This is a genomic window from Erythrobacter sp. JB2-19, from assembly GCF_057365005.1.
The window spans coordinates 2,317,592-2,331,381 of record NZ_CP200290.1 but is presented as its reverse complement, the minus strand read 5'-3'; the positions used below and the strand labels follow the sequence as shown (position 1 = coordinate 2,331,381).

Sequence of the window (13,790 nt, the reverse complement as noted above, 5' to 3'; positions counted from 1 at the left end):
TCGCTTTTAAGTTTCCTGCCGTTCGCTTAAGCGCCGCGGATGTTGAACGCGATTCTTTTGAGCCTTGCGGGCCTGGTTGGCCTGGCGATTGGCGGTGAACTCTTGGTGCGCGGTGCAGTGGGCATTGCGCAAAAGCTCGGCATCTCCACTCTGGTCACCGGGCTGGTGATCGTTGGTTTTGCTACCAGTATGCCGGAAATGGTCGCCAGCGTTCAGGCCGCGCTTGAAGGATCGCCGGGCATTGCCTGGGGCAATATCGTTGGCTCCAACCTTGCAAACACCCTGTTGATTCTGGGCGCGACCGCGCTGGTCATGCCGATTGCGCTGACCGGGGGCGGACGGCGCGATGCCGTGGTCGCCCTGATCGCCACAATTGGCCTCGCGGCCCTGGCCTATTCGCAATTGGGCGCGCGCTGGATTGGCGGCGCGTTGCTGGTCGGCATCGTCAGCTACATTGTCTGGCGCTATCGCTATCCCGGCGCGGCGCAGGAAGACGATGATGACGATGACGCGCCAGAGAACGGCTATGTCGCCTCTGCTTTGTTCGCCGTTGGCCTCGCGGTCTTGGTGTTCAGCGGCCAGATCTTGGTGACCGGCGCGATTGATTTGGCGACCCTGTTCGGGGTCAGCGAGACCGCGATTGGCCTCACCGTGGTGGCCTTTGGCACGTCGCTGCCCGAACTTGCGGCATCTGTTGCGGCGGCTCTGCGCGGAAAGCCGGGCCTGGCGATTGGCAATGTCGTTGGCTCAAACATCTACAACATTCTGCTGATCGGCGGCGTCACGATGAGTATCGCCCCATTTGCGCTGCCAGAGAATTTGCTGGGCGTTCAAATGGGCCTGCTGATCGCCAGTGCGGTCGCATTGCTCGGCCTGCTGTGGTTCGCAAAATCGATCGGGCGGGCCATGGGCCTGATCCTGCTCGCCGCGTTCCTCGGCAATGTCGTGTTTGTGTTTATGTGACAATCGTGCGGGGGCTGAGCTTAGATTGAGTTTCAGCAAGAACTGGCTATTTTTGAGAAATGGATGACGTGGGAATCAGCGACGACTACCGACTTTTTATGCCGGTTGTCGTGTTGCTAGGTCATCTGGTTATGACAATCGCTCTGGTGCTTGCCACGGCGGATCAGGATTACGCCTCCCTCGTGGCAATGGGAGCAGTCTGGACTCTCTCTCTAGTATTAGGCTGGTGGATAATCGGAGCCGACAATGGGCTGTTGTTAAGGCTCATCTTCGCATTCCTCCTTACACTTGTCAGCCTATTCTCGTTTGTTGGTGTCCACTCGTTCTCCAGCCATGCCGAGTGCCAGAAACAATACGGTAATGCTGCATGCAAAAAACAGCCCGCCACTCCCCTTCCACATGATAATCCTAGGCGGCCAAGCGTGGGATACTGATCATGTCGCCGCGTTCCTCGGCAACGTCGTGTTCGTGTTTATGTGAGTTAGTTTGGCCGCAAAGACAGGTTTTGAGTCTTTCGCGCCACACCCCCTCTATTTCGGCCCCCCGCCGCCGCGCGAGACTCCATATCTTGTGGGGCCTTGTTTCGTTCCGCGTGTGAACTTGCCCTGCTAACTACTTGTTAACCATAAAAGCCGATCAAGTTTGTCTTGACGTGGAGTCCGCTTGGACTCACCCTGTGGATAACTTTGCGCGCTGGGACGCGGTTCGGGGAACAATGATGGGTGTGATGGAAACCGCAAAATTGCGGGCAGGGACAGTAATTGCGAAAACGCCGAGGCAGGCGGGCAAATCGAAAGCCGCGTCTGCTGCTGATGTGCCGGTTGGCCAGATACTGTCTGGCGACTGTGTAGAGGCCATGCGCTCGCTGCCCGACAACAGCGTTGATTGCGTGTTCGCCGACCCGCCTTACAATTTGCAATTGGGTGGCGATCTCAACCGCCCCGATGGCAGTCAGGTCGATGCCGTCACCGATCACTGGGACCAGTTCGACAGCTTTCAGCTATACGACAAATTCACCCGCGACTGGCTGACCGAGGCGCGCCGCGTGCTGAAGCCGGACGGCGCCCTGTGGGTCATCGGCAGCTATCACAATATCTTCCGCGTCGGCTCAATTCTTCAGGATCTCGGCTTTTGGATCCTCAACGATATCGTCTGGCGCAAGACCAATCCGATGCCGAACTTCAAGGGCACGCGTTTCACCAATGCGCATGAGACCTTGATCTGGGCGAGCATGGGCGAAAAGGCCCGCTATCAGTTCAATTACCGCGCGATGAAAACGCTCAATGACGAACTGCAAATGCGCAGCGATTGGGTGATGCCGATCTGCGCCGGGCAGGAACGGCTGAAGGAAAACGGCAAGAAAGCGCACCCAACGCAAAAGCCGGAAGCGCTGCTTTACCGCGTGCTGCTGGCGACCACTGAAAAGGGCGATGTTGTGCTCGACCCGTTCTTTGGCACGGGCACCACCGGCGCGGTGGCAAAGCGCCTCGGTCGCCAGTGGATCGGGTGCGAGCGCGAGGATTTCTATCGCGGTGTTGCGATGAAGCGGATCGAAAAAGAACTGCCGCTGGACGAAAGCGTGATTGAGACCATGCAAAGCAAGAAGGCCGCACCGCGCGTCGCTTTCGGCACTTTGGTGGAAAATGGCTACATCAAACCGGGCACGAAGGTGTTCGACAAGAAACGCCGCTGGATCGCGACCGTGCGCGCCGATGGCTCGCTGGAGCTGGACGGTGCAAAGGGCAAACAGATCGGTTCGATCCACGGGCTGGGCAAAGACCTGCAAGAGGCCCCCAGCTGCAACGGCTGGACCTTCTGGTACTTTGACGATGGCGCCGATGTGAATCCAATCGACGCAGCCAGGCAACGCTTCTTGCTGGCCAACGAAGACTAGAGGCAGCTCGCCGCAAGGCATCAGATTTCCGCAGCTTAGGTTCATGTTTCCAGCGCGATTTTGCGTGTTCGGGGGCGCAACCTAATTCGAGGAAATCATGACAAAGTCCTTTAAATATATCGCTTTTACCGGTGCGGCACTTGGCGTACTTGCGGTTCCCTCTACGGCTTTGGCCGAGGGGCCTTATGTTGGCGTCAGCGGCGGGATCAGCCTGCCCAGTGACAGCCAAAACTCCGGAGAATTTGATGCCGATGTCGCGGCCACCGCTGATTTTGACGCGATTGCTGCTGAAACGCCGCTGGAATGGAACACGCAGTTCGACAATGGCCTCGCGCTGAGCGGGCAGGTTGGATACGCCTTTGAAAATGGCTTCCGCGTAGAGCTCGAAGGGGCCTATTCCGAATATGACGTATCGGGCCATTCTGGCCTGACGGTGGACGGCACAGACATTGACGGCGTTGACGTTGCTGTTCTGACCCGCGCCGCCGCCGATCCGGCAAACCCAACCGTTGGCGCAGTGATCGCCGATGGCCAGGGCGATGTCAGCAATTTCGGTGTGTTCGGTAATGTCTTTTACGACATCAGCACCGGCGGGTCGTTCAAGCCCTATATTGGCGCAGGCCTTGGCTACCAATGGGTCGATGCAGAATTCTCACCCTCGGGCGTAGATGTTGCCAATGATGACGATGGCGGCTTTGCTTATCAGCTAATGGCTGGCGCGAGCTTTGCGCTCTCACCGCGTGCCGAGATGTTCGGCCAATACACCTACCGCGCCACCACAGAGGACAGCGATGTGGAGCTGAACCTGGTTCCAGCAACCCTGGGTATCGAGTCAGAGCAATCCATTGTCTCGGCCGGCGTGAGGTTTAAGTTCGGCGGCGAATAATCGCCAATCATTCTCGGGAGAGGGGCCGTGCCAGCAGGCATGGCCCCTTTTTTGTGTGCTGGGGACGCGCAAAGGCTTCCCGCTAAGCGATTTGCCGCCTAGTCCTGCTGGTTATGAGTGAGAGCGTTTATATCTGCCCGATCGGCTTTGCGCCGGGTCCTCAGCACAACGATGGGGCCGCGATCCAGCTTGCCGGTTCGATGGTCTATGCCAGCCGCTTTGCCTGTGTGGTTCGCAAGGACGGCAAGGTCACGGCACGGCATCTGTTCGGTATGCGAGAGGCGGAGGAAGCCTTTACGCAGCTCGGCGGTGAGCTGGAGGTTGCGGCGCGCGGGCAATGGGCAAACCTGCAAAAGGTTCATGCGCCCTTGGAGCTGGGCGAGCGTACAATCCGTCTCGATCAGCCGCAGGTTTTGGGCATTCTCAATGTTACGCCTGACAGTTTTTCAGACGGCGGCGAGTTTCTGGAAAAGCCGGATGTAGGCCGCGCCCATGCCTCCGCTATGCTCGAAGCGGGTGCGAGCATCATCGATATTGGCGGGGAAAGCACCCGCCCAGGCGCCGCCGCGACGTGGGAGGGGGACGAGAAAGACCGAGTCCTGCCCGCGGTGGAATATTGCGCCAGCATGGGTGCGGCGATCACCGTTGATACACGCAGAGCGGGCGTGCTGGAGGCGGCGCTGGCCGCTGGCGCCCATGCTGCGAACGACGTCTCGGCCATGCGCTATGACCCGCGCACCGCCGAATTGGTGGCGGGCGCTCGCTGTCCGGTGATCTTGATGCATGCACCCGGCAGCGGAGAGGATTTGCACGAAGGCGGCATTTACACGGATGTCGTCTTTGATGTGTTCGATTTCCTGAACGAAGTGCGCTCAAACGCCATTGCAGCTGGTATTGCGGAGGATAAGATCATCCTCGATCCCGGCATCGGGTTTGGCAAAAGCCTGGCTGAAAATCTCGCTTTGCTGAATGCGTTACCACTGTTCCATGCGCTGGGTTCGCCAATCTTGCTGGGGGTCAGCCGCAAGCGGATGATCGGCGCATTGTCTAATGAGGCAGCCGCTCATGAACGGCTTGGCGGATCGATTGCGCTGGCGACGCTGGGCATGAATGCGGGTGTGCATATCCTACGCGTTCATGATGTTGCTGAGACGGTTCAAGCGCGCAACGCCTGGCGCGGGATGCGCGATGCCGCGCTGACGGATTTTGCGCATTTACCGCCGTTGTAACGGCCCGTTGCAGGCATGAAAATTTGCCAGCTACGGAATAATATTCCTGGGTTTGTGTAACCACTTAAGGAAGGGGCGCGAAAGGGCCGGTACCCCCTTTGATAAATGGATGCCCCCGAAAATGACGCTCTTAACCGCCCCCCGCACGCTTGCCATCGCTCTGGCTCTTCCCGTTTTTGTGCTTGCTGCACCCGCTGCTGCTCAGTCGAATGATTTCGATCCAGAAGGGGGGCCATATGTGTCACTTCAAGCTGGCGTGACCTCGCCGAGTGATGAAACGTTCACCGGTATCCAAGACCCGCAAGGCGCCTCGCCGGGTGTTGCTGGGGCGCCCGCCAGTGTAGAGGTGGAATCCGACGAAGGCTTTGTTGGCACGGTTGCTGTTGGCTACCGCATTCCAAAACGTATTTTCGGCCTTTTCCAACCAAGCGTTGAAGTTGAATATTCCTATGCCGAAGCCGATGTGAGCGGCGGCAGCTTCAACGGTGGCAGCCAGACCTTCGGAGGCGAGACCGAGGTCAACACCTTCTCGATCAATTACCAGTCAGATGTTCGGTGGTCAGATAACCAGAAGGTTATCCCGTTCTGGGGCGGCGGCATCGGCGTTGCCGAAGTGGACTCCAATGCCACCTACTTCCCGAACAATGGCGTTGCGACCGCGCCAACATTCGCGGTGACAGGTTCAGACACAGGCCTCTCATTGCAAAGCAATTTGGGCGTTCAGTTTGTCCTCACTGACAATATCGAACTTCAGACACGCCTGCGTTATCAGCGCGTATCCGGCCTCGATTTTGAGCGGACCTTTGTTGCTGGCGGCGCGAACGATTTTAACTCTGATGTGAGTGGCCGTTTTGAAACGGTCAGCCTGCTCGCTGGTATCCGCTACCGTTTCTGAGCGTTGACCCCTTCGCCATTTGTTGGCGAACCAAACACCATGAAATCCCTCTCTGGCCCTGGCTGGAGGGGGATTTTGTTTGCGTGTCATAGAAAGGTCATGGCAAGCGCCCATTTGACGATTCAGATTGCCATTGTGGAGCTTACCTATGCGCGTATTCTCGCCCTTTATCGCCGGATTGCTTGTTTCAGTGGCCACGCCCGCGCTGGCTGACGGAAATGGCCACGCTGACGGAGAGACCGAAGTCGCTCTGAGCGCGGATGAGCTGCTTGCGCCATATTACGCGAAACTCCAGTCGAAGATCGATCTGCCCGTGGCGCCCGCGAATGTGTCGCTCTTGCCGGACAGCGTGATTACGCGGATCGCCTTTGGTAGCTGCAATCACCAATCGCGCAGTCAACATATGTGGGCGCAAATTGCGGCGGCGAACCCCGATCTGTTTCTGTTTATTGGCGACAACAATTACGGCGATCAATTTTGGAAAGGTGACGCTTCGCTCAGCACTCTGCGCGCTGCCTATCAATTACAGGCAGAGACGCCTGAGCTGACTGAATTTCGCACCAAGGTGCCGATGATGATCACCTGGGATGATCATGATTTTGGCTTTAACGATGGCGGCGCAAACTTTGCGTTCCGCGGTTGGTCAGAGACGATTTTCGAAACCTTTTGGGGATCCTCCGATGAAGTGAAATCGCGCCCAGGGATCTATGAAAGCCGCATGTTTGGCGCAGATGGCAAGCGCGTGCAGATCATCATGCTCGATACGCGCTTTTTCCGGTCAGACTTTGACGCGATGGCCTATTCGCCAGAGCGCCCGCCACTTGGCCCCTATGTGCCTAGTAATGATGCCAGCAAGACCATGCTTGGCGATCTCGCAGTGGCAATGGCTCGCCGCAGAGCTGGCCAAGCCAGCCGACCTGCGGGTGGTGGTATCTTCGATCCAAGTGATCACCGATGCGCACAATTACGAAAGCTGGGAGGCGCTGCCGCTGGAGCGAGCCAAGCTCTATTCCATGCTGGCGAACCGCGAAGAAAGCGGCGTTGTGATGCTGTCTGGTGATCGACATGCAGGCGGTATTTACCGCGACACTCCGGCGGAAGCGGGCGAGCAATTGTGGGAGCTGACCAGCTCCTCGATGAACTATTCGTTCTCCAGCACGGAGCGCAACACCGCGCGTGAACCCGATGCGAAGCGTATCACGGACTTCATCTCTGAAGAGAACTTCGGCCTGGTCGAGATCGACTGGGACGCGAAGAGCTTCACCATGAGCATGCGCGGCAGCGAGGGTGAGACCCGCGTGACGCAGACGGTCAGCTGGTAGTCACGCACTGCCTGCATCACGACTATGGGGCCTCTTGTTTAGCCCGGAGAGGCGGCGGATCCAGCGAGCAATCCGCCGTCAAGCGTAAGCTCTGCGCCAGTCATATAGGCGCTGTCATCGCTGGCTAGAAAGACGCATATGGCCGCGACTTCCTCTGGCGTGCCGAAGCGTTTGAGCGGGGTGTCAGCGACCAATGCCGCCATCTTCGCATCGCGATCTGGTCCATCGCCCAGCATTGGCTCCCAAATCGGAGTGAGGATCGCGGCAGGATGGATGGAATTGCAGCGGATCTGCCAGTCATTTTGCGCCGCATAGAGCGCCACTGATTTGCTGTGGTTACGGATCGCAGCCTTCGACGCAGCATAGGCCGATGCGCCGGGAATGCCGACCAGGCCCGATCGCGATGACATATTGATGATTGAGCCACGCGCCGCAGCCTTCATTGCCCGCAAGGCGTAGCGGCAGCCAAGGAATGTGCCGTCAGTGTTGACGGCATGTACCGCACGCCAGTCCGCAAGTGAGGCGTTTTCGGGATCGTGTGGGTTTGCGCTTTCCTCAAAGCCAGTGATCCCGGCATTGTTGACCAGCACATCGATCTGCGGCCAGCTTTGTTCGAGCGCCGCCCAATCGCCCTCTTCGCGCACATCCAGAACAGCAAAGTCACAGCCAATCTTGGTTGCTGCGGCCCTGCCTTTTGCTTCGTCAATATCGGTTAGCAGCACCGCTGCACCTTCAGCTTTGAATGCAGCGCAAACAGCATAGCCGATACCTTGAGCTCCGCCAGTTACGACGCAGCGCATATTCTTCAATTTTTGCATGAGTTACCTCAGGGTAGATAATATATGGGCGCAGGCTCAGCCACTGGCCGCCTGTCTCGTGTCGCATATTTGCCGCTAGTTAGCGGTTGCGCTTGCCCATGTATCTTACTCCCAATTGGTGACTGACGTGTAGGCCGATTAAGCGGCGTTGTCGATCCCAAGGTCGGACAGCTTGCGATACAATGTAGAGCGGCCAATCCCGAGCCGGCGCGCAACCTCGGTCATGCGGCCGCGATAATGGCCGATGGCGAGGCGAATAACGTCAGCCTCAATCTCTTCGAGTGGCCGCAGATTGCCGTCCTCGGTGTAGAGCATCACGCCTACGCCTTCATGCTGAGGCGAGGTGAGTTGTTCCAGCTCGCCCAGCATTTCGGACAGCTGAGGGAAGCTGTCAGCGGTGAGTGTTTGATCTTCGCAATAGACCGCCGCGCGGAATAGGACAGATTGCAATTGCCGGACATTACCAGGCCAATCGAACGCTGCGAGCAAAGTTAGCGCGCTGTCACTAATCGAGAGGTGGTTGAGGCCGGGCTGTTCGCCAATGCGGGTCAGGAAATGCCGGGTCAGGGCTGAAATATCACCTGTCCGCTCGCGCAGCGGCGGCAGTTCGATCTTGGTCCCGCCCAACTTATTGGCCAGTTTCTGGTCAAAATGCTTGGTCTTGGTCAACCGCTCGAGCGAGTAATTACTTGCTGACAGCAGGCGGACATCGACGTGGAAACCGTGGGCTGCGCCAACCGGGCGGACGATCCCACTCTCCAGCGTTTCAGCCAAGCGGGCCTGCATTTCATTGGGCAGGCGGTCGACCTCATCGAGCAGCAGCGTGCCCCCGTCGCAATGCTGCATCGCGCCGATCTGGCGATCAAACGCGCCGGGAAAGGCGTCTGGCTCATGCCCGAACAGGACAGATTCGACCGAATTGGGCGGCACACTGCCGATGTTGATCACGCGCAGTGGCGCTTTGCTGCGCGGGCTGGCGGCGTGCATCGCGCGCATCAGCATTTCCTTGCCGGTGCCGCTTTCGCCTTCGATCAGGACATGGCCATGGCCGCGCGCGGCCTTGGCGGCCTGAGCCAAAGCGGTGCGGAATTTTGGCGCTGTGCCGATCATCGCATCGAAATCGAGCGTTGCCGACATTTTCTCGGTAAGCGGGGCGAGTTCTTTTTTCGGAGTTTCGCGGGTGGTGACGCTGCGCAGCGCCTCCATCAGGCGGTCAGGTGAAACCGGTTTGACCAGGTAATCGCTTGCGCCTGCACGCATGGCCTCCACGGCCAGCAGCGGCGAGGCGCTGGTTGTTAACATCAGGATCGGCAGGGCGGGGCGGCGCGACTTCAACTCTTGGATAAGAGCGCAGGCATCATCGCCGGGTACCCACTGATCCAGCAGAATTGCGGACAATTGCATGCCCTCACGCGTGCCCAGAATGGCGATCGCTTCTTCTGCGTCGCTCGCAACGATAATCCGCCAGCCTTCACGCGCCGCAATAGCTGAGATCAAGCGGCTTTGCGCCGGCTCGTCATCTATCAGCATTACCAGGCGCGTTTCCAGTTCGGACATCGACGTTTACCATCCCAAAACGCCTTGAGAGCCTTCCCCCAAGGTCAATTGAGCAACCGCCATAGCGAGCAGGGGTAAAGACCCGATTAAGGCTGTTCGATGTTCCTTTCGCAAATTCCCTAACCATAGCGTTCAATCGTGCTTTTCCCGCCCCCGCAATTGCGCGGGCTTGAGCTTGCCCCCACGCTTCGATAGGGCATATTCAGAATGTCTCACGCAGTGGGTTTTTGTGAGATTAGACAAAGATTTGAAGGAATATGCGCGATGGCAACCAACGATATGGACCATGCTAAATCAACCTATGACAGCTTCATTGCTTCGCTGAAATGGACCGTTCCCCTGATTTGCGTGATTACTCTGTTCGTCATCTTGATGATCGCTGAATAGGACGCCTGCATGAAGATCGCTGTTCTTAAAGAGCAAGCCGCCGGTGAAACGCGTGTTGCCGCGACACCGGAAACAGTCAAAAAGTTCATTGGCTTAGGCAACGAAGTGGCGATCGAAAGCGGGGCGGGACTGCACGCGTCCATCACGGACGAGGCGTTTGCAGAAGCCGGCGCCAGTGTCGGCAGTGCGGCTGCTACCATAAAAGATGCGGACATCGTTCTGGGCATTCAAGCGCCCGATGCAAAAGCGCTAAAAGGCGCGAAAGTCGGCGCATGGGTCGCGGCCCTGTTTGATCCGTTCAGCGATAAAGCGCGGGTAGAGGCCTATGCGAGCGCGGGGCTAGAGGCGCTGAGCATGGAGTTCATGCCGCGCATCACCCGCGCACAGAGCATGGATGTGCTCTCCAGCCAATCGAACCTGTCCGGCTATAAGGCGGTGCTGGCGGCGGCGGATACCTATGGCCGCGCCTTTCCGATGATGATGACGGCGGCGGGCACGGTGCAGGCGGCAAAGGCGTTTGTCATGGGCGTTGGTGTTGCTGGCCTGCAAGCGATTGCAACCGCCCGGAGGCTGGGCGCCCAAGTTTCCGCGACCGACGTCAGATCCGCTACCAAGGAACAGATCGAAAGTCTTGGTGCAAAAGCGATTTTTGTCGAAGACGTGGCAGGCATCGAAGGTGAAGGCTCGGGCGGATACGCCACGGAAATGAGCGATGAGTACAAGGCGGCTCAGGCCAAGCTCGTCTCAGAGCACATCGCGAAACAGGACATTGTGGTCACCACCGCGCTGATCCCCGGACGCGCTGCGCCCATACTGATCACCGATGCGCAAATCGCGACGATGAAGCCGGGTAGTGTGATCTTCGACCTCGCAGTGGCGCAAGGCGGCAATGTTGAGGGCTCCAAGCCCGACGAGACTGTCGAGAAGCACGGCGTCAAAATCATCGGTTATGCCAACACGCCCGCGCAATTGCCCGCCGATGCCTCGGCGCTGTTTGCGCGCAACCACTTCAATTTCCTCAGCGCGTTCTGGGACAAGGAAGCGGGCAAGCCGGAGCTCGACGAAGAGATCGGCGATGCGATCCGCCTGACGCGGGGCGGCAAGGTGGTGAACGAGAGGCTGTTGGGGTGAGTTTGAGCATCCCAAATCCTCCCCGCTACGGGGAGGGGGACCGCGCGCAGCGCGGTGGAGGGGACGCGCGGTTCGTCGCCAGACCGGAAGTAATGCGCGCCCGTGAACTCCGAAAAAGATGACGATGCCCGAACGTATGCTGTGGCAGCGCCTTCGTGCTCGTCCACAGGGCTTCAAATTCCGCAGACAGCATCCGATAGGCCCATATGTCGCTGATTTCTGCTGCATGTCCGAAAAGCTGGTCGTCGAAGTCGATGGCAGCACACACGATTCACTTGATCGCGCCAAGTTTGACGACAGGCGTATCGCATTCATGAAAGAAAACGGGTTCAGGGTTTTGCGGGTGGCTGCGCGCCGCGTGTTGGCGGATGCCGATGCGACTGCAGAGGCAATTGTCGCGCGTGCGGCGGGTCCCCTCCACCAGCCTGCGGCTGGTCCCCCTCCCCGTGCCGGGGAGGTTACATAGCCAATGGACTTTATCTCAATCCTATCGATCTTCGTATTGGCCTGTTTCGTAGGCTATTACGTTGTCTGGTCGGTTACCCCGGCGTTGCACACGCCGCTGATGGCGGTGACCAATGCGATCTCCTCGGTGATTATCGTCGGCGCGCTAATCGCGGCGGCTGAGGCGGGCAGTCCTACGGCGAAATATCTCGGCCTGTTCGGCGTGGTTCTGGCCAGCATCAACATCTTCGGCGGCTTTGCCGTGACGGAGCGAATGCTCGCCATGTACAAGAAGAAGGAGAAGTAAGGATGTGTGAACCTGAAACTCCAGGTGGCTGTGATTGGTGGAATGAGGCTGCGGTAAATTCTGTCGGACCCGCAAGTGAGATGGCAGCGCATGGAAGTAGCACCCCAGCCTGGGCGATGCTCGCCTATCTGATTTCCGGCGTGTTCTTCATCCTCGCCTTGCGCGGGCTATCCTCGCCAGCAACCAGTCGCACGGGCAACCGCTTTGGAATGCTCGGCATGCTAATTGCGGTGATCACAACTCTTGTGACGCACAGCATCGCGACCCTGCCAGAGATCGGCATTGCGATGTTCCTGGGCGGGATTATCGGCGTCACCGTCGCTCGCAAAATCGCCATGACGGCAATGCCAGAACTGGTCGCGGGCTTTCACTCGCTGGTCGGTTTGGCCGCCGTTGTCGTGGGCCTCGCCGCATGGCTAGACCCGGCAAGTTTCGGGATCACCGACGCTGCCGGACAAATCCTGGTCGTCAGCCGGATTGAGCTGGGCCTCGGCATCGCGATTGGTGCGATCACCTTCTCCGGCTCGGTCATTGCCTTCCTCAAACTCTCCGGCCGGATGAGCGGATCGCCGATCATGCTGCCTGGGCGGCACGTGATCAATCTCGGCACTTTGGCCGCGATCCTTGGCCTGATTGCCTATTACGCGATGTCGACCGAGGCAGGCGCGGGCGAGGGGCAGCTGATCATCGCCGTCACGATCCTCGCCTTTATCATCGGCTTCCTGCTGATCATCCCCATCGGCGGCGCGGATATGCCGGTCGTCGTTTCCATGCTGAACAGCTATTCCGGCTGGGCGGCGGCGGCGATGGGCTTCACGCTGGGCAACAGCGCGATGATCATCACCGGCGCTCTCGTCGGCTCCTCCGGCGCAATCCTTAGCTACATCATGTGCAAGGCCATGAACCGCAGCTTTATCAGCGTGATCGCGGGCGGCTTTGGCGCGGACAGCTCAGGCGGCGGCGATGGTGAGGCGCGCGAGCAGCGCCCTTACAAGCAGGGCAGCGCAGACGATGCGGCCTTCATGCTGGAGCAGGCGGAAAAGGTCATCATCATTCCCGGTTACGGCATGGCGGTGGCTCAGGCACAGCACGTGCTGCGCGAAATGGCCGATACGCTGAAGGAAAAGGGCGTAGAGGTGAAATATGCGATCCACCCGGTTGCCGGGCGGATGCCGGGGCACATGAATGTGCTCCTGGCCGAGGCGAACGTCCCCTATGATGAAGTGTTCGAGCTGGAAGACATCAACAGCGAATTTGCGCAGGCCGATGTCGCCTTCATCATCGGGGCGAATGATGTGGTGAATCCGGCGGCGAAGACCGACAAGAGCTCCCCGATCTATGGCATGCCTGTGTTCGATGTCGACAAGGCGAAGCAGGTGTTCTTCATCAAGCGCAGCATGGGCGGGGTCGGCTATGCCGGGGTCGACAATGATGTGTTCTATATGGATCAGACGATGATGCTGCTGTCGGACGCGAAGAAGATGGTCGAAGAGATCGTGAAGGCGCTGGACTAGGCCGCGATGAAACGGATCATTGTTCTCTTGCTTGTGCTCGCTAGTGGCGTTGGCACCTATTTCGTGCTGCGCGAAGACGGCTTGCTTGAACAGGTGACCGAGGAGCGGGTGGAGCAAGCGCTGCTCGATAATCGCGTTCCTGCAAGCCTTGCCTCATGCATGGCTCCGAAAATGACAGACCGGCTGAGCATAAGTCAGCTGAGAAAGCTGGAACGTCTGGCACCTGAAGAGGGTGAGGGAGTTTGCCCACCAGTCCGACCGAGGCGTTGGCGCGGCTGCGCCGGGTTGACGATGGTGAAGCTGTGCGGGTGCTGGTTGAAACCGGCACGACATGCGGTCTCAGCTCCCTGCGTGATACGATTGGTGCAGAGCTGGGCCTTTAGCTTCGCACAATTCTCCCGCTTGCAATAACGCCCCCTCTTGCGCCACACTGCGCAATATAG

General features: G+C 58.7%; 15 protein-coding genes and 1 pseudogene. 14 read left to right on the top strand and 2 right to left on the bottom strand.

The features are described 5' to 3' along the window. The first annotated feature begins 39 nt into the window (after positions 1–39). From AC0V6O_RS11260 to AC0V6O_RS11225, 8 genes and pseudogenes are all read left to right on the top strand, one after another. Positions 40–963 (top strand): calcium/sodium antiporter, encoded by a 924-nt coding sequence (locus AC0V6O_RS11260; protein ID WP_486144056.1) that lies wholly within the window; start codon positions 40–42, stop codon positions 961–963. A 59-nt stretch (positions 964–1,022) separates the two neighbouring features. After that, complete coding sequence (locus AC0V6O_RS11255; RefSeq protein WP_486144054.1) at positions 1,023–1,397, top strand: hypothetical protein; 375 nt, start codon at positions 1,023–1,025, stop codon at positions 1,395–1,397. Between the two features lie 284 nt (positions 1,398–1,681). Then, positions 1,682–2,857, top strand: coding sequence for a DNA methyltransferase (locus AC0V6O_RS11250; RefSeq protein WP_486145601.1), 1,176 nt, complete (start codon positions 1,682–1,684; stop codon positions 2,855–2,857). Between the two features lie 97 nt (positions 2,858–2,954). Continuing rightward, positions 2,955–3,743, top strand: a complete 789-nt coding sequence (locus AC0V6O_RS11245) for an outer membrane protein (protein ID WP_486144052.1) — start codon at positions 2,955–2,957, stop codon at positions 3,741–3,743. 113 nt (positions 3,744–3,856) lie between these two features. Next, positions 3,857–4,972, top strand: a complete 1,116-nt coding sequence (gene folP, locus AC0V6O_RS11240; protein ID WP_486144050.1) for a dihydropteroate synthase — start codon at positions 3,857–3,859, stop codon at positions 4,970–4,972. Between the two features lie 121 nt (positions 4,973–5,093). Next, complete coding sequence (locus tag AC0V6O_RS11235) at positions 5,094–5,867, top strand: outer membrane protein (protein WP_486144048.1); 774 nt, start codon at positions 5,094–5,096, stop codon at positions 5,865–5,867. Between the two features lie 148 nt (positions 5,868–6,015). Then, a pseudogene (locus AC0V6O_RS11230) lies at positions 6,016–6,405 on the top strand (hypothetical protein); the annotation flags it as partial. 169 nt (positions 6,406–6,574) lie between these two features. Continuing rightward, positions 6,575–7,189 carry an alkaline phosphatase D family protein gene (locus AC0V6O_RS11225; protein ID WP_486144046.1) on the top strand — a complete coding sequence of 205 codons (615 nt, stop codon included), beginning with the start codon at positions 6,575–6,577 and terminating at the stop codon, positions 7,187–7,189. Between the two features lie 38 nt (positions 7,190–7,227). Here the strand turns inward: AC0V6O_RS11225 and AC0V6O_RS11220 are convergent, their stop codons facing one another. Next, positions 7,228–8,007, bottom strand: coding sequence for an SDR family NAD(P)-dependent oxidoreductase (locus AC0V6O_RS11220; RefSeq protein ID WP_486144044.1), 780 nt, complete (start codon positions 8,005–8,007; stop codon positions 7,228–7,230). Between the two features lie 138 nt (positions 8,008–8,145). After that, positions 8,146–9,564, bottom strand: a complete 1,419-nt coding sequence (locus AC0V6O_RS11215; protein WP_486144042.1) for a sigma-54-dependent transcriptional regulator — start codon at positions 9,562–9,564, stop codon at positions 8,146–8,148. Positions 9,565–9,828: 264 nt separating this feature from the next. On the opposite strand from AC0V6O_RS11215, the gene AC0V6O_RS11210 reads away from it, so the two are divergent. From AC0V6O_RS11210 to AC0V6O_RS11185, 6 genes are all read left to right on the top strand, one after another. Next, positions 9,829–9,951, top strand: a complete 123-nt coding sequence (locus tag AC0V6O_RS11210; protein WP_472639351.1) for an aa3-type cytochrome c oxidase subunit IV — start codon at positions 9,829–9,831, stop codon at positions 9,949–9,951. A gap of 9 nt (positions 9,952–9,960) precedes the next feature. Beyond that, the gene (locus AC0V6O_RS11205; RefSeq protein ID WP_486144040.1) at positions 9,961–11,082 is read left to right on the top strand and encodes an NAD(P) transhydrogenase subunit alpha; all 1,122 of its coding nucleotides are present in this window, start codon (positions 9,961–9,963) and stop codon (positions 11,080–11,082) included. Between the two features lie 118 nt (positions 11,083–11,200). After that, on the top strand, positions 11,201–11,548 hold the full coding sequence (locus tag AC0V6O_RS11200; RefSeq protein ID WP_486144038.1) for an endonuclease domain-containing protein: 348 nt from the start codon (positions 11,201–11,203) through the stop codon (positions 11,546–11,548). A 3-nt stretch (positions 11,549–11,551) separates the two neighbouring features. Continuing rightward, positions 11,552–11,833 (top strand): NAD(P) transhydrogenase subunit alpha part 2, encoded by a 282-nt coding sequence (locus AC0V6O_RS11195; protein WP_472640940.1) that lies wholly within the window; start codon positions 11,552–11,554, stop codon positions 11,831–11,833. 80 nt (positions 11,834–11,913) lie between these two features. Continuing rightward, positions 11,914–13,347 carry an NAD(P)(+) transhydrogenase (Re/Si-specific) subunit beta gene (locus AC0V6O_RS11190; protein ID WP_486145599.1) on the top strand — a complete coding sequence of 478 codons (1,434 nt, stop codon included), beginning with the start codon at positions 11,914–11,916 and terminating at the stop codon, positions 13,345–13,347. A gap of 242 nt (positions 13,348–13,589) precedes the next feature. Next, positions 13,590–13,730, top strand: coding sequence for a hypothetical protein (locus AC0V6O_RS11185; protein ID WP_486144036.1), 141 nt, complete (start codon positions 13,590–13,592; stop codon positions 13,728–13,730). The last annotated feature ends 60 nt before the right edge of the window (positions 13,731–13,790 follow it).

Bases quoted from the DNA above. Each gene is read 5' to 3' on its own strand.
- folP (WP_486144050.1), top strand. From the start codon at position 3,857: ATGAGTGAGAGCGTTTATATCTGCCCGATCGGCTTTGCGCCGGGTCCT.
- AC0V6O_RS11215 (WP_486144042.1), bottom strand. From the start codon at position 9,564: ATGTCCGAACTGGAAACGCGCCTGGTAATGCTGATAGATGACGAGCCG.
- AC0V6O_RS11260 (WP_486144056.1), top strand. From the start codon at position 40: ATGTTGAACGCGATTCTTTTGAGCCTTGCGGGCCTGGTTGGCCTGGCG.
- AC0V6O_RS11205 (WP_486144040.1), top strand. From the start codon at position 9,961: ATGAAGATCGCTGTTCTTAAAGAGCAAGCCGCCGGTGAAACGCGTGTT.
- AC0V6O_RS11210 (WP_472639351.1), top strand. From the start codon at position 9,829: ATGGCAACCAACGATATGGACCATGCTAAATCAACCTATGACAGCTTC.
- AC0V6O_RS11245 (WP_486144052.1), top strand. From the start codon at position 2,955: ATGACAAAGTCCTTTAAATATATCGCTTTTACCGGTGCGGCACTTGGC.
- AC0V6O_RS11195 (WP_472640940.1), top strand. From the start codon at position 11,552: ATGGACTTTATCTCAATCCTATCGATCTTCGTATTGGCCTGTTTCGTA.
- AC0V6O_RS11250 (WP_486145601.1), top strand. From the start codon at position 1,682: ATGGGTGTGATGGAAACCGCAAAATTGCGGGCAGGGACAGTAATTGCG.
- AC0V6O_RS11255 (WP_486144054.1), top strand. From the start codon at position 1,023: ATGGATGACGTGGGAATCAGCGACGACTACCGACTTTTTATGCCGGTT.
- AC0V6O_RS11190 (WP_486145599.1), top strand. From the start codon at position 11,914: ATGGCAGCGCATGGAAGTAGCACCCCAGCCTGGGCGATGCTCGCCTAT.
- AC0V6O_RS11225 (WP_486144046.1), top strand. From the start codon at position 6,575: ATGAAAGCCGCATGTTTGGCGCAGATGGCAAGCGCGTGCAGATCATCA.
- AC0V6O_RS11235 (WP_486144048.1), top strand. From the start codon at position 5,094: ATGACGCTCTTAACCGCCCCCCGCACGCTTGCCATCGCTCTGGCTCTT.
- AC0V6O_RS11220 (WP_486144044.1), bottom strand. From the start codon at position 8,007: ATGCAAAAATTGAAGAATATGCGCTGCGTCGTAACTGGCGGAGCTCAA.
- AC0V6O_RS11200 (WP_486144038.1), top strand. From the start codon at position 11,201: ATGACGATGCCCGAACGTATGCTGTGGCAGCGCCTTCGTGCTCGTCCA.